Consider the following 18822-nt stretch of genomic DNA (forward strand, 5'->3'; position numbering starts at 1 on the left):
TGAGAGGACACATGGAACTGTCACATCGAGTGATCGCGGTCGTCGGCGGCGACGAGCGCGAACGAGAGATCGCCAGGCTCGCCGCCGCCACCGGCGCGACCGTCCGCGCCTACGGATTCCCTTGGCCGGACGGCGGGATCGCGGGCGTCGTCCACACTGCGTCGGCCGCCGAGGCCCTGGACGGCGCCGACTACGCGCTGTTCCCCATTCCGGGGATCGCGTCCGACGGCGTCCTGTTCGCGCCCGCGTCCCCCGAGCCGATCCTGCCCGACGCCGCGCTGCTGTCCCGGCTCGCGCCCGGGGCGAAGATCATCCTCGGCCAGTCGGACGAGCGGCTGCGCAAGGCCGCCGCCGAGAACAGCGTCGCGCTCGTCGAGTACGAGGACGACACCGAGCTGATGCTGCTGCGCGGCCCGGCCATCGTGGAGGGCGCGCTGCAGCTCGCCATCGCCGAGACCGACGTGACGATCCACGCCGCCGACGTCGGCGTGGTCGGCCACGGCAACATCGGCCGCCTGCTCGCGCGGACGCTCGTCCTGCTCGGCGCGCGGGTGCACCTGTTCGCCCGCAACCCGGTGCAGCGCGCCGACGCGCTCTCCGCGGGCTGCGTCCCGCACCCGCTCTCCGAACTGCCAGAGCGGGCCGCCGGGCTGTCGATGCTGTTCTCGACCGTCCCGACGCGGGTGGTCGACCGGAAGGTCCTGGCGGCGCTGCCCCCGGCGAGCCTCGTCATGGACCTGGCCGCGCCGCCCGGCGGCATCGACCTGGACGCCGCGCGGGACCTCGGGCACCGGGCGGTCTGGGCGCGCGGCCTGGGCCGCCGCGCCCCCGTGACGGTCGGCGCCAGCCAGTGGTCGGGGATCTCCCGGCGGATCGCCGAGATCGAGGAGGGCACATCGTGAAAGCTGATCTCGTTCTGCGCGGCGGACGCGTCGTCACCCACACCGGCGAGTTCCACGGCGGCGTGGCGGTGCGCGACGGACGCATCGTCGCGGTCGGCGCCGACGGCGACCTCCCCGCGGGCGCGCGGGAGATCGACCTCGACGGGCGCGTCCTGATGCCCGGCGTGATCGACCCGCACTGCCACCTGGGCGTCGACTACGACTACGACGACGACATGCGCACCGAGACGGCCGCGGCCGCGAGCGGCGGCGTGACCACCGTGCTGCTTTTCACGCGCAACCCCAACGGCGGCTACGTCGACTTCTACAAGGAGCGGCGGGCGCGCGGCGAGGCGCGGTCGACCATCGACTTCGGGTTCCACTGGGGGATCCAGCGCGAGGACCACATCCCGGACATTCCACGGGTCGCGGCCGAGACCGGCGTCCAGTCGTTCAAGTGCCACATGGGCTACGAGCCGGGCAACCCGATCGGGATCCGCTCGTCCACCGACGCCTGGGTGTACGGGGCGATGCGCGAGGCGGCCAAGCTTCCCCGCGGCGTCGTCTCGGTGCACTGCGAGAACACCGAGCTCGCGGCCATGCTCAAGGAGGAGATGAAGGCCACCGGACGGCAGGACCTGGGCGCCTACACCGAGTCGCGCCCGTCCTTCGTCGAGGAGGAGGCCATCGTCCGGGTCATCAAGCTCGCCGAGCTGACCGGCTGCCCGCTCTACATCGTGCACACGTCCGTCGGACGCGGCCCGGAGATCGCCGCGCAGGCCCGCGCCCGCGGCGTGGACGTGACCGTCGAGACCTGCCCGCACTACCTGACCCGCACCGCCTACGACCCCGACCTCGACGCCCGCGCCAAGATCTCCCCGCCGCTGCGCGACCGGCACGAGCAGGACGGCCTGTGGCGCGCCCTGCTCGGCGGCACGATCGGCACGATCGGCACCGACCACGTCCCGTTCCGCAAGAACGGCGGCGACCTGTGGACGGAGAAGCCGGGCGTCGTCTCCTTCGCCTGGGAACTGCCGCTGATGCTGCACCACGGCGTGCACGAGCGCGGCCTGCCGCTCAGCGACCTGGTGCGGATGAACTCCTACAACCCGGCCCGCCGGTTCGGGCTGCTCCCGCGCAAGGGCGCCATCCAGATCGGCGCGGACGCCGACCTGGTCGTGGTCGACCTGGACGAGGAGCGTCCCGTCGTCCACGACGGCAAGGGCACCTGCCTGTGGGAGGGCCACAAGCTGAAGGGCTGGCCGGTCATGACGTTCTCACGCGGCCGCCAGGTCTACGCCGACGGCCGCTGCGACGACTCCGAGCAGGGCCGCGGCCTGTGCGTGAACGTCCCCGAATGAGAAGGGCCGTGGCGGTGCCTGAACGTTTCCGAATGAGAGGTGCGGCGTGCTGCGCTCCGTGTCCATCGAGATGATGTGGCGGGACCGCCCGTACGCCGAACGGGCGCGTGCGGCCGGGGCCGCCGGGTTCGACCTGGTCGACCTCTGGGACCGCCGGACCTCCGACCTAGACGCCGTAGCCGCCGCCTGCCGCACAGCGGGCATCGGCGTGAACGGCTTCTTCGGCAACCGGGACCATCCGCTGTGCGACCCGTCCGGGCGCACGGCGGTGCTGGACGAGATCGCCCGCTCCCTGGACGCCGCCGTCGCCGCGGGCGCCCGCCAACTGCACATCTTCTCGAACGCGATCAGCGAAGGACGCGTCGTCCCGTCGCCGCCGCTCCCCGCCGAGGTCCTGCACGGCGCCTGCGTCGAGGCGGTGTCGGCCGCGGCCGATCTCGCGCGCGGCAGCGGGGTGACGCTCGTCCTGGAGCACCTCAACACCGTGTTCCTGCCCGGCTACCTGTGGGGCGACGTCCCGGCGGTGGTCACGATCGCCCGCGAGATCGCGGACCCGGTGGTCGGCGTCGCGTTCGACGTCTTCCACCAGCAGCTGTGCGGCGGCCGCCTCACCGACCACCTGGAGGCCGCCGCGCCCTGGATGGCCCGGTTCGACGTCGCCGGCGTCCCGGGACGGCACGAGCCTGGCACCGGCGAGGTCGACTTCGGGCACCTCCGCGCCGTCCTGGACCGGCTCGGCTGGGACGGGACGATCACCTTCGAGACCGTCCCCAGCGACGGCCGTCCCGAGACCGCGGTCGCGGCCGCCGACGAGTACTTCCCCGCCGCCCCGCGCCGGGCCACGCCTGAAGGAGCCTGATATGGACCGTTCCGGACTGGACGGGAAGATCGCCATCGTCACCGGAGCCGGTTCGTACTCCGGCCAGGGCGCGGCCGAGGCGCGGCTGCTGGCGTCCCACGGCGCCACCGTCATCGTGACCGACCTGCCAGGCGGCTCCGGGGAGAAGGTGGGCGCCGAACTCGCCACCCCAGGCCGCTTCCTACCCCTGGACGTCACCGACGAGGCGGCCTGGTCTGACCTCATGGCGACCGTCCGATCCGACTACGGCCGCGTCGACATCCTGGTGAACAACGCCGGGGTCTGGCTCCACGCGGGCCTGGCCGACACGTCCCCCGAGCAGTACCGCCGGGTCGTCGAGATCAACCAGACGGGCGTCTACCTGGGCATGCACGCGGCGGCGCCGCTGATGCGGGAGTCCGGCGGCGGTTCGATCATCAACACCTGCTCCACCGCGGGCCTCAAGGGCGGCGGCATGCCGTTCGCCTACGCCGCGAGCAAGTGGGCCGTCCGCGGCATGACGCGCGCCGCCGCCTGGGAACTCGCTTCCGCCGGCATCCGGGTCAACGCGATCTGCCCCGGCGTCATCGACACCCCGATGATCGAGGGCGGCGCGGAGAACCGGGCGCGGCTCGCCGGGCTCATCCCGTCCGGCCGGCTCGGCACCGCCGACGAGATCGCGGACCTGGTCCTGTTCCTGGCCGGGGACGGCAGCCGGTACATCTCCGGCGCCGAGATCGCCATCGACGCCGCGTTCACCGCCTGATGCCCGTCCGCTACGTCGTCCTCTGCCGGGACGTGCCGGAATCGGCCCCGCTGCGCCGGTCCGTCCTGGACGAGCACCGCCGCTACGTGGACGAACGCGCCGACCTGATCGAACTCTCCGGCCCCCTCCTGGACCCGGACGGCACGACCCGATGCGGCCAGCTCTTCGTCCTGGACGTTCCAGACCGGCAGTCGGCAGAGGCGTTCATCGCCGCCGACCCGTTCACCCGCGCCGGCGTCTTCGCCACCGTCCAGATAGACCCCCTGCTCCCGATCTTCGGCAACGGCCGCCGAACCTGAGCCGATGGGGGCTTTCAGCCACCCTGCCCGGCCGGTTCACGGGCCTGATCCGCCGGCGCCGGACCCTCGACCGTCGCCCCCGCCCGCAGATGGACGGGCTCGCACCCGACCGCCGCGACCCGCCACCGCCGCCGGGCCACCGCCATAGAGGCCAGGTAGAGCGCGCCGACCGTCACCGCCGTCACGACGATGTTCAGATACTGCGTCGGCACCGCCCTATTGATGAAGTACCCGACAACGACCCAGAACAGGGCGACCCAGTTGAAGCCCCGCCAATACGCATAACGCGAGTCAGGACGGAACAGGGCGGGCACGTCCAGCCGTGTCTTCAGCAGGACGACGTAGTGTGCGACGAAGACACCGGCCATCGGCGCGAACAGGTTCGCCAGATTCTCCATGTACCCCGTGTATCCGCTGATCAGGCCGGGTGCCAGCGAGGCGCCCAGCCCGATCACGCCCACGACCAGGGTCCCCCAGAACCGTCCGACGCGGGAGAAGAGCGTGGTGATCGCCAGCCCCGCCGTGTAGAGGTTCTGCACGTTGATCGTCCAGTTGTCCAGGACGATGTAGACCAGGATCAGCACCAGCAGCCAGACCGCGCCCTGCGTCGCCGTCACGATCACATCGAAGGCGTTCTCGCTCTTGCCGAGCACCGCCGCGACGGCGTACCCGCCCAGGAACGAGCAGATCAGCTGGCCGACCACCGCCGCCAGGAAGGTGCCGATCCACATGTCGACCCGGGTGCGCGAATAGCGGCAGAAGTCCGCCGAGTCGGTGAAGTTGGAGAACCACGCCGCGGCCATGCTGGTGGTCCACAGGGCGATCAGCGCGGCCTTCCCGTGTCCCGTCCCGGCGAAGGAGAACACCGCGTCGGGGTGGAAGCTCTCCTTGGGATAGGTCATCAGCATCACGACGATGACCACGGAGAAGGCGATCTTGAGCAGGAAGGCCACCCGGGACAGCACCTTCAGCGACCCGTAGCCGACCGTGGCCACCAGGATCTGGAAGACGGCGAAGCAGACGATGATCAACGTCTGCGAGATCTCCCGATCGAACAGGGAACGCAGCACCGCCGCGATCCCCACCCCGCCGGCGACCGTCTGGAAGGCGAACCAGTACACGCTGGACACCGCTCGCAGCACCGACGTCACGGCCGCGCCGCGGGTACCGAACACCGCCCGCATGCTCACCAGGCCCGGGATCCCGTAGTCCACCCCGACCGTGGCGGCGACCAGGTAGACGCTGAAGCCGACCACGATGCTGAGGAAACCGGTGAGCGTCGCCTCCCACAGCGACATCCCGGCGGCCACCAGCGCACCGCTGATCACGATGGTCCCGGGATTGACGACGAAGTTCAGGACCATGGCGAAGATGTCCCACCACCGGACGGTCCGCAGCTCGTCCGGAACCACCTCGGCCCCGAACTGCTCGACCCCCTTCGGCTGCCGGTACCTCTTGGCAAGCTCCGCTTCGACGTGTTGAGTGTCCGTCATGTACCTGCCCGTCTCGCTTGTCCCGTTCCCGCGACCCGGCGAGCCTGCAACGTAGGAGCGATCCAGCCCGCCGGTCAAGACTGGTCACATGTAATACATGTGCAGACCTTACCGGCCAAGCACCCAGGTGACAACGGTCACCCCATGCCGCTCACCTGCAAAGCAACCCCACCAACGCACCCCACCGCCCCACCCACCCACAAAACCACCCGACGAACAGCCCGCCCCACCCACTGCCACACACCGCGAACCAGCCGCCGCCACACTCCACGAACCACCCGACCACGCGAACACCACCCCCTGGTGCCCTGCGAATCCCGGCAGCCGCCGCGCGTTGCGGAATCGTCTGATGGCGCGCATTGCGAAACCAGCCGCTGCCACACCCCGCGAGCCCGCCCGCCAACGCGAACGCCGCCCCCGCCCGGTGCGCAGCAAGCGAACCCCGGCCAATGGCGTGAACGTGTACCTCCGCCCCATACCGCACACCGCGACTGGCGGATACCGCGCATCGCGAATCCGGCGGCGGAGCGAATATCGCACCTGCCCAGTGCCGTGCACCGCGTAGCGATACCGCGCCATGAGAGTCCAGGTGGCGCGCGCTCTGAGAACCCGGCCGACGGCGCGAACTCTGAAACCGGCCGAGGCTGCCCATTTACGAATCCGGCAGGTGCCGCGCACTGCGAAACCGACGGATGGTGCTATGCGAAACCAACCGACTGCGCGAACGCCAAAGCGACGGCTTCCACGCTCTGCGAATCCGGCAGTGGCGCGTGCTGCGAAGCCAGCGAACAACGCGCTCCACGGACCCCGGCCGATGGCGTGAACGCCGAGACCGGTGGCGGTAGCGTGCGCTGCGAAGCGGGTGGGCGGCGCGCTCAGCGAATCCGGCGACGACGCGTACGGCGAGGCCAGCGGGATGGCGCGCACCGCGATGCCGGCCGACGGCGTGAACATTGAATTCGGCGGGTGGCGTGCGCTGCGCAACGGCCGACGGCATGCGTTGCGAGATCGGCGGGCGGGGTGGTGCGTACTGCGAAGCGGGCGGATGGCGGGCGCTGCGTAACCGGCGGGTGACGCGACTGGCAAACCGGCCGATGGCGCGCACCGACCCGAGGGAAGAGGAGCGGCGGAGGAAGGGGAGCGGGCGGTACGGGGCTCAGCTCTTGCCGGGGAGGTCCTCGTACCATTCGCGGATTGCCAGCATGTGCTTCTGCATGGCCTTGCGCGCGCGGTTCGCGTCTCGGCTCTTCAGCGCGGTCACGATGGCCTGGTGGTCGCGGATCGAGCGGGTGAGCTGGCCCTCGCGCGAGAAGGTGGCCGGACGCGACTCGGTCATGACCTCGTTGAGCTCACCGAGCAGGCGCGGCAGCAGCTCTCCGCCGGTCGCGCGCGCGATGGACAGGTGGAACTCCACGTCCAGCCGCGACACTTCGGCCAGGTTCGGCGCGTCCTGCGCGGCCGCCGCCCGGAAGACCTCCTGGGCCTGTTCGATCTCGGCCAGCCCCTGGTCGGTCGCGTGCTCGGCGACCTCGGCCGCGGCGAGCTCGTCGAGGGCGCCGCGGACCTTGTTCAGCTCGATGAGCTCGTCGCGGTGCAGCTCCAGGTACTTGGCGAACGGCTCGGCGTACTGCTCGTTGATGCTCTTGCGGACGAACGCGCCCCGACCGTGCCGGATCTCGATGATCTTCATGGCCTCCAGGCCGGCCAGCGCCTCCCGCACGCTGACCCGGCTGACGCCGAACGTCTCGCACAGCACGCGCTCGGAGGGCAGCATGGCCCCCGCGGGGATGTCGCCGCGCTCGATGGCCTCCAGCAGCTGCTCGCGCACCTGCTGGGTCGGGCTCGTACGCTCGACCGCAGTGAACCTGCCCATGCCGGCGGACGCCTCATACTTGGCGGTCATGACTTTCGCTCCTCGCTGGGCGACCCGCCGCGATTCAGGACATGCGTCACTGGCGGTGCGAGAATCATACCAGCGCATGTGAACATGTCTGGCCACTCCTGGCGGCGCTTCCCTACCAACGACACCGTGGAGATCCGGGCAGCTCGTCCGGGACGGGAGGTGGTGCCGAGTGGTGGTTGTTCGGGGTGGCCAGGAGTTGGCGCTATGGCGGTGTGGCCTGGATGAACGGATTTGTTGCCCGGCGGCGTGTAGGCGGCGTCGGTGGTGGAGGAAGAAGCGGTGCAGGGGTCGGTGTGAGAGCCGAAAGGGGGCCGTCGTGCTTCACGGCGTCGACGTCTCATCCCACAACCCCTCCTTCGAGTCCGAAGGGTTGGACTTCGTGATCGTCAAGGCGACCGAAGGACGCTCCTACACCAACCCGCGCCGGGAGCGGCAGGCCGCGCAGGCTCGCCGAGACGGCTGTGTGGTGGGGTTCTACCACTTCCTGCTCGGTCGGCGGGGTCTGAGTCCGGCCCGGATCACGGCGCAGGCCCGGTACTTCGTCGAGCACTGCGGCGCCGAGGACGGCGACATCCTGGCTCTGGACTGGGAGACCGACCCGAAGGGACGGCGTGCCACCAGCGCCCAGAAGGACAAGTTCCTGCGCGAGGTGAAGAAGCTGCGTCCCGCCCACAAGCTGATCCTGTACGTCAATCGCGACCTGTGGACCAGGGAGAGCACCGGCGATTACAAGGCCGACGGGCTATGGATCGCCGACTACCGCGAGGCCGGTGACCCGCTCATCAAGGACAAATGGCTCTTCCATCAATACACCTCGGAGCCGCTCGACAAGAACGTCGCCGACTTCAAGAACCGCGACGCGCTCAAGGAATGGGCCTCAACCACCTAACGGTGCCTCCGGGGCAGTCGATCGGTGGGTTCGTGCCGATCTGGTGCACCGGGGCCGTTTCCAGAGTCCTGAGCGTGGACGTGTGGATGACCGGCCCCGGCGCGTGCGTCGGGATGCGTGATTCGTTCTGTCGAGGACGTCCTGGGTCAGTCCGAAAGGAAACGGTAGGAGCCGATCATCGTCGCTTCGCCGCGTACCGGTGTTCCGGCTAGGCGTTCCTTGATGCCGTTCTGGAATTCCTGGAAGGCCGACAGGCCGGAAAGCGGGTCGTCGTCGCCTTCCATGACGACGATGTGGACGAAACTGACGCCGTCCGCCAACCGGAATGAGGTGTAGCGCAGGCCTTCGGGGTTCTCCTTTGCGAGTTGGTCGAATACCTTCGCGACGGCCTTGTGGTTCTCGTCGGCCGCCTCGGGAAGGGTCTCGTAGCGGATGACGGCGGTCCTGCTCATGATGTCCTCCATGGGACTGATCGAGGTGGTCCGAAGCGTCGGGCGGCCGTTACTGTCTGCCCAGCGGGGTCAGGTCGAGGTAGTTCAGGGTGAAAAGCAGGTTGTCGACTCCGCGAGAATAGGTCGAGTAGGTGTGGTACACCGCGTCGCCCTCGTGGAGGAACACGCTCACGCCCGGAAGTTCGCCGCTTGTGTACCAGGGCATTCCGGCCGCGAGATGGTCCTCCTTGCTCCGGTAGTTGTAGACGACGGGGCGGACGTTCTCGTCGAGCGTCACGTCGAAGTCGTAGTTGAAGTCGCTGCCCCAGGAGGAGTAGTAGGGCAGGGTCCACCCCATCCTCTCCTTATAGGCCGCGATTTTCTCGTACGGCGCCCGGGACACCACGCAGAGCGTCGTGTCCTTTTCGTGCAGATGAGGCAGATGCCCGAAGTCGCGGATCGAGAAACGGCAGCTCGGGCACCCGTCGTCCCACGACGGGTCGAACATGGCGTGATGGACGATGAGCTGCCGGCGCCCCTCGAAAAGGTCGACGAGCGTGGCCTTGCCGTCCGGCCCTTCGAAGACGTAGTCCTCGCGGATCTCGACCATCGGCAGCTCCCGCCGCTCAGCGGAGAGCTTGTCGCGGGCCCGGGTGAGCTCCTTTTCCTTGGCCAGGAACTCGGTCCGGGCCGCCAGCCATTCCTCTCGTGAGACGACCTTGGGAAGGGCAGGAGATTCGGATGCCATTCTGATGTCCTCCTTTGTTGGTCACTGCGCCTGTGGTTCGCGTTTCGAGGCCTCCTCCGGCGCGTCGGCCTCGTCTTCGGTCTGTTGGGGCTTGCCCTGCGGAGGTATGCCCTTGAGCGCGACGGCGACGAGGGCGGCGAGCGCGACCGTGATGACGACGCCGATGCCGGCGGCCACGTTCAGGCCCGTGGTGTAGGCGCTGCGGGCGGGCGCCAGGATCTCGGGGAATTGCCCGGCCACGGCCAGTGCGCCGTTGAGGGTGTCGCGGGCGGACTCCGGGATGGTGGCCGTGACGGCGTCGGCCATCCGGTTGTGGTAGACGGCGGTCCCGATGCTTCCCACCAGGGCGATGCCGAGCGCCAGGCTGAACTCTGTCGTCGTCTGCTGCGTCGCCGACGCGGACCCTGCCTTCTCGGGCGGGACCGAACCCATGACGAGGCCCATGCCGAGGCCCGCCGGCAAGCCCGTGCCGCCGAGGGCCACCGCCCAGGCGACGACCACGAAGCCCAGCGAGCTGGTGCTGTCGAGCTGGGTGAGCAGCGCGTACCCCACGGCGGACAGGAGCAGCCCGATCGCGAGGACGTTGCCGGGCCTGATGCGCTGGGCGAGGCTGGGCCCCGCGAACGAGGCGAGGGTCATCACCACGATGGACGGCAGCAGGTACAGCGCCGCGCGCATCGGGGTGAGTTCCTGGACCAGCTGCAGGTACTGGGTGACCATCAGCGTGAGTCCGCCGAGGAACACGCCGCCGACCAGCATCATGATCAGCACCGTGCTGAACGAGCGGTTCCGGAAGAGCGCCAGATCCAGCAGGGGGACGCTCAGCCCGCGCTGGCGGATCACGAACACCACGCCGAGGACCACCCCGACCACGATGGCCGCGGCCGCCAGCGGCTCCCAGCCCTCCCTGGCGGTCTCCTTGAGGCCGTAGATGGTCAGCAGGATCGCCCCGAGGGACAGCACGACGCTGAACGGGTCGATCCGGCCCGGGTTCGGGTTCCGGAATTCGGGCAGCAGGGCCGGCCCGGCCAGCAGGAGCAGCAGCATGAACGGGACGGCCAGCAGGAAGACCGAGCCCCACCAGAAGTAGTTGAGCAGCACCCCGCCGACGATCGGCCCGAGCGCGTTGCCTCCGACGAAGCAGCTCATCCAGGCCGCCATCGCGACGCCCATCTCCTTGGGGTCGCGGAACATCGTGCTGATCAGGGCGAGCGTCGACGGCGCCAGCGTGGCGCCGGCGACTCCCAGCGCGACCCGGGCCCCGATGAGCATGCCGGGGCTGACGGAGAATGCGGCCACCACCGACGCGACGCCGAACGCCGCGGCGCCGATCATCAGCAGCCGCCGGCGGCCGATCCGGTCTCCGAGGGTTCCCATGGTGACGAGGAAACCGGCGACCATGAACCCGTAGATGTCGGTGATCCAGAGCTGCTGGACGCTGCTGGGCTCGAGATCCGCGCTCAGGCGGGGGAGCGCGAGATACAGCACGCTCAGATCGATGGCCAGAAGGAGTGTGGGCAGCGCCAGCACGGCGAGCCCCATCCATTCGCGCCTCCCGGCCTTGGCCGGTGGCGGCAAAGCTTCGCTTGTCACGTTGTGGATCTCCTTGCCGCGTCAGTGGTGTGAAGAAGCCGTCACTACTGAGACGGGAGATCCGTCAAAAACTCATCTCCTTGCAGGTCAGAGCGTTAGAGCGTCGACGGGAGACCGAAGGCGGGGAAGGTGTCGGGCGCGAAGGTGGCGACCTCGGCCACACCGCCGCCGTCGATGCGCAGGACGGTGAGCGCGAAGGCCTCGAGACGGTCGTCGCCGGACATCCGCAGGTAGGTCGCCACGGCCGGCTGGCGGTTGGACCGGGTCGGCCTGAGCCGGAGTTCGGCGTCGTGCGTGTGCTGCAGGAGCGGCGCCCAGGCCGTGATGATCGCGTCGCGGCCCTCGACCCACAGCGGCTCCGGCCCGGTGTGCCCGCCGGCCCCGGCGCGCTGCCCGGCGCGGGCGTCCTTGCGCAGGACGGCCGCCAGCGCGGCGCTGTCGGCCCTCTCGATCGCGGCCATGTAGCGCTGGAGGACCTGCCGTTCGTCCTCGCTGACGTCCGTCGTCCCCTGCCACTCCAGCCGGTGTTCGGGCAGGCGGCGCTTGAGCACCGGCCGGGCCCGCTGCAGCGCGCTGTTGACCGAGGCCACGGTGCCGCCCAGCTGGGCCGCCGTGTCCTTGGCCGACCAGCCCAGCACGTCCCGCAGGATCAGCACCGCGCGCTGGCGGGGCGGCAGGTGCTGGATGGCGACCATGAAGGCCAGCTCGATCGTCTCCTTGGCCACGACCACCATGTCCGGCGTCGCCTCGGACGAGACGAGGTCGTCCAGGATCTGGTCGGGAAACGGCTGCAGCCAGCGGATGGAGGTCGCCGGCGGCGTCGCCCCGCCCGGGTCGGCCGCCGTCGCCTTCTGCCGGGCCGGCGGCATGCGTTCGAGGTAGTCGAGGCACAGGTTCGTCGCGATCCGGTACAGCCAGGTGCGGAGCGCGGACCGGCCCTCGAAGCTCATGCGTTTGCGCCAGGCGCGCAGCAACGTCTCCTGGACGAGGTCTTCCGCGTCTTCCAGGGAACCGAGCATCCGGTAGCAGTGCAGTTGCAGCTCCGGCCGGTACCTGTTGGCGAGTTCGGCGAACGCGGCGCCGCCGCCCGATCGTGCCTCGGCGGGGTCCGCGCTCTCCTTCACTTGGTGCGTCATGACGTGGGCCTCACTTGAAGAACATCCCTGCCTCGCACTTCGTCCAGCCTACAACGGCGCCGTCGGCGCCCGCCGCCGTCTTCGCGGACGGCTCCGATCCCGGCGGGACGGCCAGCGCAATCTGGAAGATGCACCATAAGGCGGCGGAGTGGGACCTTGCAGGCGATAGAAAGGGTACTTGCATGCGTTCCTTCCGCATCGAGGTTCCACAAGAAGACCTTGACGATCTTGTCCGCAGACTGGCCGCGACACGATGGCCTCCGGCAGCGCCGGGCGCAGGCTGGGAGCGCGGCGTTCCGCTGGAATACCTCAAGGAACTGTCGGCCTACTGGCAGCACGATTATGACTGGCGCGCTGCGGAGGAACGACTGAATCGGATTCCTCAATTCAGCACCGAGATCGACGGCGTGAACGTCCATTTCCTGCATGTCCGTTCGCCCGAGCCGGACGCGACGCCGCTGATCGTCACCCACGGCTGGCCCGGATCGATCGCCGAGTTCGAGAAGGTGATCGGGCCGCTCACCGACCCGCGGGCCCACGGTGGCGACCCGGCCGAGGCGTTCCACCTGGTCATCCCGTCGATTCCCGGGTACGGGTTCTCGGGGCCCGTGGCCGAACCCGGCTGGGACGTTCGCCGGGTGGCTCGCGCCTGGGCGGAGCTGCTGCGTCGGCTGGGCTACGAGCGGTGTGTCGCGCAGGGCGGGGACTGGGGCAGTGTCATCTCCCTGGAGCTCGGGCTCGCGGATCCGGAGCTCATCGCCGGCGTCCACGTCAACATGCTGGTGACGATCCCTCCCGACGATCCCGCCCTGCTCTCCGGTCTCGACGAGGCGGACCAGGCGCGGCTGGCGCACATGGCGGCGTTCGCGGAGGACGGCGCGGGCTGGCGCCAGATCCAGTCGACGCGTCCGCAGACCCTGTCCTATGCGCTGACCGACTCGCCGGTCGGGCAGCTGGGGTGGATGGTCGAGAAGTTCAAGGAATGGAGCGACTCGGAGAAGGTGCCGGAAGAGGCGGTGGATCGCGAAACGCTGCTGACGAACGTGACGATCTACTGGCTCACTCGCACCGCCGGATCCAGCGCCCATTTCTACTACGAGTCCGCGCATGACACCGCGGATTTCATGCGGACCTGGGGCGGGCCATGGAATCTCACCATGCCGGTCGGGGTGGCGGCCTTTCCAGCGGACGCCTCAAGACCCATCCGCGCTTTTGCTGAGCGTGTACTCCCAACGCTCGCCCACTGGACCGAGTTCGAACGTGGTGGGCACTTCGCCGCCATTGAGCAGCCGGCCGCCCTGGTCAGCGACATCCGAGCGTTCACCCGCCTTTTGCGATGACCACCGAAACCCAGTGAAGGACTTTCCATGCGCGTCCTGTTCCTCACCGTCGCGAACAAGTCCCATACCTATGTGATGGCTCCGCTCGCCTGGGCGCTGCGGACCGCCGGCCACGAGGTGTGCGTCGTCAGCCAGCCCGATCTGGTCGAGGACATCACCGCGACCGGCCTGACCGGTGTGGCGGTCGGCGGGCTGCAAGAGGCCGAGGTGACGGCCCAGATGAACGAGGCGGACCCGACGCAGGCGGTGGCCGCCGAGCCGGTGTCCGGGCCGATCGTCCGGCAGCATCAGCTCGACTACGCGCGCGACGACCCGGCCGGCGAGTTCGCCTCGCTCGTCGCGAACCTCTTTCCGGTCATCAACCCCGACACGATGTTCGACGACCTGGTGGGCTTCGCCCGCGACTGGGAGCCGGACCTGGTGATCTGGGACATGCTGACCTACGCCGGCCCGGTGGCCGCGCGGGCGGCCGGCGCGGCCCACGCCCGCCTGGTCCTGGCCACGGACGGGGTAGGGCAGCTGCGGTCGCACGTTCTGGAGCGGTATCGGGAGACCGGTGAGGATCCGCTCCGGGACTGGTTGCGGCCGAAGCTCGACCGGTACGACTGCACTTTCGGCGAGGACATCGCGGTCGGCGACTGGACGATCGACCCGATGCCTTCTTGGACGTGGCACCCGTCCGGCGTGAACTACGTCCCGATGCGGCATCTGGCGTTCAACGGTCCCTCCATGGCTCCCAGATGGCTGTACGAGAAGCCGGAACGGCCGCGGGTGTGCATCACGCTGGGCAATTCGCACCGCGACGCGGGCCGGGTGGAGGCGTCGGCCAACGCGCTCATCGAGGCCGTGGCCGATCTCGACGTCGAAGTGGTCGCGACGCTGGACCCCAAGCAGCTCGTCGCGCTGCCGAGCCTGCCGGCCAACCTGCGCGCCATCCCGTTCGTCCCGCTGAACGTGCTGCTGCCGAGCTGCTCGGCGATCATCCACCACGGCGGCGCCGGGACGTTCGCGGGCGCGGTGGAGCACGGCGTGCCGCAGCTCCTGGTTCCGAGCACCTGGTGGAGCGAGAAATGGTACGGCCCGGTGGCCATGGCCAATGGGTTGGAGGAACAGAAGGCGGGGGCCTATGTGTGCGACTCCGACCAGCTCTCCGCCGACGTTCTGCGCGACGCGCTCGTGCGTGTGCTCGAAGACCCCCAGTTCACGGTGAACGCGGAGCGGCTCCGCAAGGAGACGCTGGCCATGCCGACACCGAACGACATCGTCCCGGTGCTCGAGAAATTGACCCTGCAGTACCGCGCCGCCGAGAAGCCCCGCCGTTGAGTCAGCCCGAGTCGAGGAGCTCCATTGACCAATTTACGGCTACTGCTGCGCCGACGGCACCGAACGGTCGCCGTCCTGCTTCCGACACTGATCACCGCCGCGCTTCTGGCGGCGCCGACGCCGAGCACCGCGGGGGAGCAGCGCATCGCCACGATCCGATCGAGCGTGAAGGGAACCGACGGCAAGCCGTACTCCGTCACCAATCATCTCGACCGCAAGGCCGCCGGCAACGGCGACCGTCCCCGCGAATGGCTGCTGGCCTGGGGAGGCGCTGACCAGAAAGGCGCCGGGGACTCCCCGAATCCGGACTTCCTCGCCGTCATCGACGTCACTCGCGGCTCGTCCAGCTACGGCAAAGTGGTCAACACGGTCACCATCGACTCGAAGTTCGGCAACGAGCCGCACCATATGCAATATGTGTGGCACAAGGGACAGAAAGTCTATGCGGGGGGCCTCCTTTCTGACACGACCTATGTGTTCGACGTCGCTCGGCTGCCCCTAGTCGGCCTGTCGGGTATCACGTTGCCGCACGACACGCCCTGCGGATCGGCCCCGGACGCCTACTCGGTACTCAAGGACGGCACCGCCTACGCGACGTACATGGGCGGCCCTGACGTCACCGGCCCGTGCACCTACACCAACGGTGAGGTCCGGTACGGCAACGGATATGGCGGTACGCCCGGTGAAGTGGTGCGCCTGGACCAGAAGGGACGTGTACTTGCGGAAGCACCCGCCGCGATGGCGAAGGCGGAACCGAGCTACTGCCTGAACATCCCCGCGCTGCCGAAGGCCTCGTGCGCCAACCCGCACGGCATCGCGGTGCGCGAAGATCTCAACCGGGTGGTCACCAGCGACTTCGCCGAAGTCCGCAACATGCTCAACCCGGAGACGCCGCCACCGCCGCGGGTCGCGCGGGAGACCGTCCGCACCTTCGACGTCAAGAACCGCAACAATCCCGAACTCGTCAACGTGACCCGGGTGCCCGTCGGCCCGCGCAACGACCCCGGGAAGTTCGGCATCGGCATCGAGTCGTACATGGTGATGGAGACCGTCGCCACCAACAAGCCGCGGAACCGTGGCGCGTTCGCCTCGACGATGAGCGGCGGAGCCGTCTTCTACACCCCGGACATCACCGCCAAGAAGCCGCGGTGGCGGGAGGTCTTCGACGACACCACCGCGTTCAAGTCGCTGTTCCCCACGAACACGCCGAAGGCGAGCTCTGACGGCGGAAGCTGGCTGATGGTCAGCCCCGACGACCGCTACCTGTTCCACACCGTCCTCAAGGCCGGCCCGGACTCACCGGCCGCGAACAAGAACGAGGGCATGGTGTACGTCCTCGACATCAAGAAGCTGCTGGCGTCCGGCCCGGAGCCGAAGTGCAGCATCGACACGTTCCAGGAGGTGGGCGCGGGAGGCGCCGAACCGGACTGCCCCGCGCTCGTGAGCGCCCTGCCGGTCACCGACCTCACCTCCGGCGGGCCGCACTGGGCCGCGATGGACAACCTCCGTCCCGGCCCGGGCGGCAAGTACCTGGAGACCGAGAAGATCCGCCGGCTGGCCGTGTCCAACTACTTCGTGAAGGACACCTACAGCGACGGCAACCACCAGGTCTGCATGATCAACGTCGGTCCCGGCGGCGGGCTGTCGCTGGACCGGACGTTCCGCGACGAGAACACGCGCAAACCGTGCGTCGACTTCAACCGCCAGGTCTGGCCGCACGGTTCCCGCGGCGCCGCCCGGCCGCACGGCGTGCTGTTCGTGGCCGCCGACCGTGACGTGCTCCCCGGCCTCGCGGACGCGGGCCGGTGACTCGACTGGACGGAATACGGCGGACGGGCACCGGGTGGCGAACGAGCCGCCCGGTGCCCGTCCTCGTCGTCGCGGGCGCCGCCCTGCTCGTCCTGCTCGTCCTGTTCACCGTGCTCGTCCTGCTCGTCATGTCGGGCGTGGCCGCCGCCGTGCGCGCCCTGGCCCTCTACCCGATCATGGCTGTGGCGGGAATGGCGATGCTCCATTCGGTCGCGGGCGCACCGGGCCGGCGGAGGCGGCCTCTCCTCCTGGCCCTGGCGGTACTGGTGGCCGCCGGCCAGGTTCTGGCCGTCCTGGTGGACGAGACGCGGCCGGTGATCGTCGTGTCGGCGCTGGCGACGCTCATGCTGCCCGCGCTGGCGACGCGAACCCGCCTGGCCGGAGCTGCCGGAGCGGTGGTCGCACTCGCCATGGCGGGGTACGCCGCGTCGTCGTCCGAGCATGGCGGGCTGACCGGGTCGGCCGTGCAGTCCGCGATCCATTTCGGTTCGGCGCTGGTCCACTCGTTCGCCGCGGCGCTCTGGATCGGTGCGGTGCTCCTGCTCGTGACCGCCGGGCCGGAGCATCGCCGCCAGGCTGTCCGAGCGCTGACGCCGCCGATACTGGCGTCCGCCATCGTTCTGGCCGTGACCGGCCTGACGCAGGCTCAGCTGGCCGGCCTCTACCCGAGCCGGAACTTCGGTTCGTGGTTCGGTGTCCTCGTCGTCACCAAGGCGCTCGTCCTGTTCGGCGGCGCCGCGGTCGTGATGGCGGTATGGCGTGTGCCGCACAGGCTCGGCGGGCTGGTACGGACGCAGCCCGTGAGCCTGGCCGCCGTGGTGATGGCCGGTTCGGCGCTCACCGCGATCCCGCTGCCCGGCGCCTCCGCTCCCGGCGCGCCCGTCCTCGCCGACGTGTCCCTCGGCGACGCCCGGGTCCCGGTCCTCGTGGCGCCGAACCGGCCCGGGTGGAATCTGGTGCACATAGGGACGGACGGGGCGTCGGCCGGGACCGACAGGTCCGCGCTCTCCCCGGGAACCACCGAACCGGGAACCAGGCACTCGTGGGCGCGGGTATGGCTGACCTCCGGTCAGAACCGGGTCTGGATCCGGCACCGCGGCGACACCGCGGGGCTTCCGCTCGACACCGGGAGCGGGCGCGGCGGGGCCGATCTCCGCGGCGCGGACGGGCCGGAGTGCGCGAGCCTGGCCCTGGGACGGGCGATCGCCGGCCGTTCCACCCGGCTGGAGTCGTGTCCCGCCGACCGCCTCACCGCGGCCGACGCGGACGCGCTCAGGAACATCGTCGGTTTCATCGCCGGCCGGGGCGTCAAGGACATCGGGCTGATCAGCGATCTGTCGCCGCGCGGGGTCCAGGCGGCGGCGACGGTGCGCGCGGAGGCGGCCCGGCGCCGGCTGGACGTCGCGCCTCCCGGGCGCCGCCGTCCGCTGATCGTCGTATCGGGGTGGGCGCGCGCCGACCGGGCGGTGCGGGACGTCGGCGCCGGGCGGCTCACCGCGCAGGGCACCTATCTCGCCCCATGGCTGCTCAACGCGCGGCTGCTCGAATCACCGGCAGGTCAGCTTCTACCACTGGAGTTCGACCCGGCCCATGCGAGAGGCCGCGCTTATGTCGCCGCCCAGGAGGCCCGGTTCCCGGGTGAACCCGCGACCGCCGCGGGCTTCTATGGCTGGTCCGGCGGGCCCGGCCCGGAACGGACCGCCCGGCAGTTGTACGCCGCCTCGATACTTTCCATCCCGGGAACCCCGATCGGCTCAGTTGAGGGCCCTGCAGAAGAAAAGGACGACCAAGTGGCCCGCTCCGGCGCTCATGGGCATGGCGCTCAATCCGGAGAAGGCGTCCCGGCCCCCCGTTCCGGAGGCGGGCATGGCGCCCACGTCAACAACAGCTGGCTGCCGAACGGAACGATCACCGCGGTCACCGGCCCCCTCGACGGAAGGTAATCGATGCGCAATCACGGAGATGCGTCCGGGTTCGCGCGAACGTGAGACTGAGAAGGCCAGAACGGCACG

At 69.7% G+C, this 18822-nt stretch carries 16 protein-coding genes; 10 read left to right on the plus strand and 6 right to left on the minus strand.

Translation table 11 applies throughout. The features are described from left to right. Positions 1–11 precede the first annotated feature (11 nt). The 5 genes from ACH35V_RS01715 to ACH35V_RS01735 are packed head-to-tail and all read left to right on the plus strand — an operon-like array spanning position 12 to position 4145. Complete coding sequence (locus ACH35V_RS01715; protein WP_395969699.1) at positions 12–902, plus strand: dipicolinate synthase subunit DpsA; 891 nt, start codon at positions 12–14, stop codon at positions 900–902. Beyond that, positions 899–2242 (plus strand): dihydroorotase family protein, encoded by a 1344-nt coding sequence (locus ACH35V_RS01720; protein WP_395969700.1) that lies wholly within the window; start codon positions 899–901, stop codon positions 2240–2242. The genes ACH35V_RS01715 and ACH35V_RS01720 overlap by 4 nt, the downstream gene beginning before the upstream one ends. Positions 2243–2288: 46 nt before the next feature. Beyond that, the gene (locus ACH35V_RS01725; RefSeq protein ID WP_395969701.1) at positions 2289–3101 is read left to right on the plus strand and encodes a TIM barrel protein; all 813 of its coding nucleotides are present in this window, start codon (positions 2289–2291) and stop codon (positions 3099–3101) included. Position 3102: 1 nt separating this feature from the next. Beyond that, entirely contained in the window at positions 3103–3846 is a 744-nt protein-coding gene (locus ACH35V_RS01730; protein ID WP_395969702.1) for an SDR family NAD(P)-dependent oxidoreductase, read from the plus strand. Next, positions 3846–4145 (plus strand): YciI family protein, encoded by a 300-nt coding sequence (locus tag ACH35V_RS01735; RefSeq protein WP_395969703.1) that lies wholly within the window; start codon positions 3846–3848, stop codon positions 4143–4145. Before ACH35V_RS01730 ends, ACH35V_RS01735 begins: the two co-directional genes overlap by 1 nt. Before the next feature lie 14 nt (positions 4146–4159). Here the strand turns inward: ACH35V_RS01735 and ACH35V_RS01740 are convergent, their stop codons facing one another. Both ACH35V_RS01740 and ACH35V_RS01745 read right to left on the minus strand, forming a co-directional pair. After that, a complete protein-coding gene (locus ACH35V_RS01740; protein ID WP_395969704.1) occupies positions 4160–5638 on the minus strand; it encodes a purine-cytosine permease family protein in 1479 nt (492 codons plus the stop codon). 1156 nt (positions 5639–6794) lie between these two features. Next, complete coding sequence (locus ACH35V_RS01745) at positions 6795–7541, minus strand: FadR/GntR family transcriptional regulator (protein WP_395969705.1); 747 nt, start codon at positions 7539–7541, stop codon at positions 6795–6797. A gap of 316 nt (positions 7542–7857) precedes the next feature. Here ACH35V_RS01745 and ACH35V_RS01750 point away from each other — a divergent pair, with 316 nt between their 5' ends. Further along, on the plus strand, positions 7858–8430 hold the full coding sequence (locus tag ACH35V_RS01750; protein WP_395969706.1) for a glycoside hydrolase family 25 protein: 573 nt from the start codon (positions 7858–7860) through the stop codon (positions 8428–8430). Between the two features lie 146 nt (positions 8431–8576). On the opposite strand, the gene ACH35V_RS01755 is transcribed toward ACH35V_RS01750, so the two are convergent. The 4 genes from ACH35V_RS01755 to ACH35V_RS01770 form a co-directional block, all read right to left on the minus strand. Continuing rightward, positions 8577–8882 carry a hypothetical protein gene (locus ACH35V_RS01755; protein WP_395969707.1) on the minus strand — a complete coding sequence of 102 codons (306 nt, stop codon included), beginning with the start codon at positions 8880–8882 and terminating at the stop codon, positions 8577–8579. A gap of 49 nt (positions 8883–8931) precedes the next feature. Further along, a complete protein-coding gene (locus ACH35V_RS01760; protein WP_395969708.1) occupies positions 8932–9609 on the minus strand; it encodes a DUF899 domain-containing protein in 678 nt (225 codons plus the stop codon). A 21-nt stretch (positions 9610–9630) separates the two neighbouring features. After that, the gene (locus ACH35V_RS01765; protein ID WP_395969709.1) at positions 9631–11202 is read right to left on the minus strand and encodes an MFS transporter; all 1572 of its coding nucleotides are present in this window, start codon (positions 11200–11202) and stop codon (positions 9631–9633) included. A 95-nt stretch (positions 11203–11297) separates the two neighbouring features. Continuing rightward, complete coding sequence (locus ACH35V_RS01770; RefSeq protein ID WP_395969710.1) at positions 11298–12338, minus strand: RNA polymerase subunit sigma-70; 1041 nt, start codon at positions 12336–12338, stop codon at positions 11298–11300. 182 nt (positions 12339–12520) lie between these two features. Here ACH35V_RS01770 and ACH35V_RS01775 point away from each other — a divergent pair, with 182 nt between their 5' ends. The 4 genes from ACH35V_RS01775 to ACH35V_RS01790 are packed head-to-tail and all read left to right on the plus strand — an operon-like array spanning position 12521 to position 18753. Next, entirely contained in the window at positions 12521–13678 is a 1158-nt protein-coding gene (locus ACH35V_RS01775) for an epoxide hydrolase family protein (RefSeq protein WP_395969711.1), read from the plus strand. A 27-nt stretch (positions 13679–13705) separates the two neighbouring features. Continuing rightward, a complete protein-coding gene (locus tag ACH35V_RS01780; RefSeq protein WP_395969712.1) occupies positions 13706–15001 on the plus strand; it encodes an activator-dependent family glycosyltransferase in 1296 nt (431 codons plus the stop codon). Between the two features lie 24 nt (positions 15002–15025). Beyond that, the gene (locus ACH35V_RS01785; RefSeq protein WP_395969713.1) at positions 15026–16810 is read left to right on the plus strand and encodes a hypothetical protein; all 1785 of its coding nucleotides are present in this window, start codon (positions 15026–15028) and stop codon (positions 16808–16810) included. 53 nt (positions 16811–16863) lie between these two features. Further along, a complete protein-coding gene (locus tag ACH35V_RS01790; protein ID WP_395969714.1) occupies positions 16864–18753 on the plus strand; it encodes a hypothetical protein in 1890 nt (629 codons plus the stop codon). Positions 18754–18822 lie beyond the last annotated feature (69 nt).

The organism is Actinomadura sp. 1N219 (assembly GCF_044326405.1).
Lineage (GTDB): Bacteria > Actinomycetota > Actinomycetes > Streptosporangiales > Streptosporangiaceae > Spirillospora.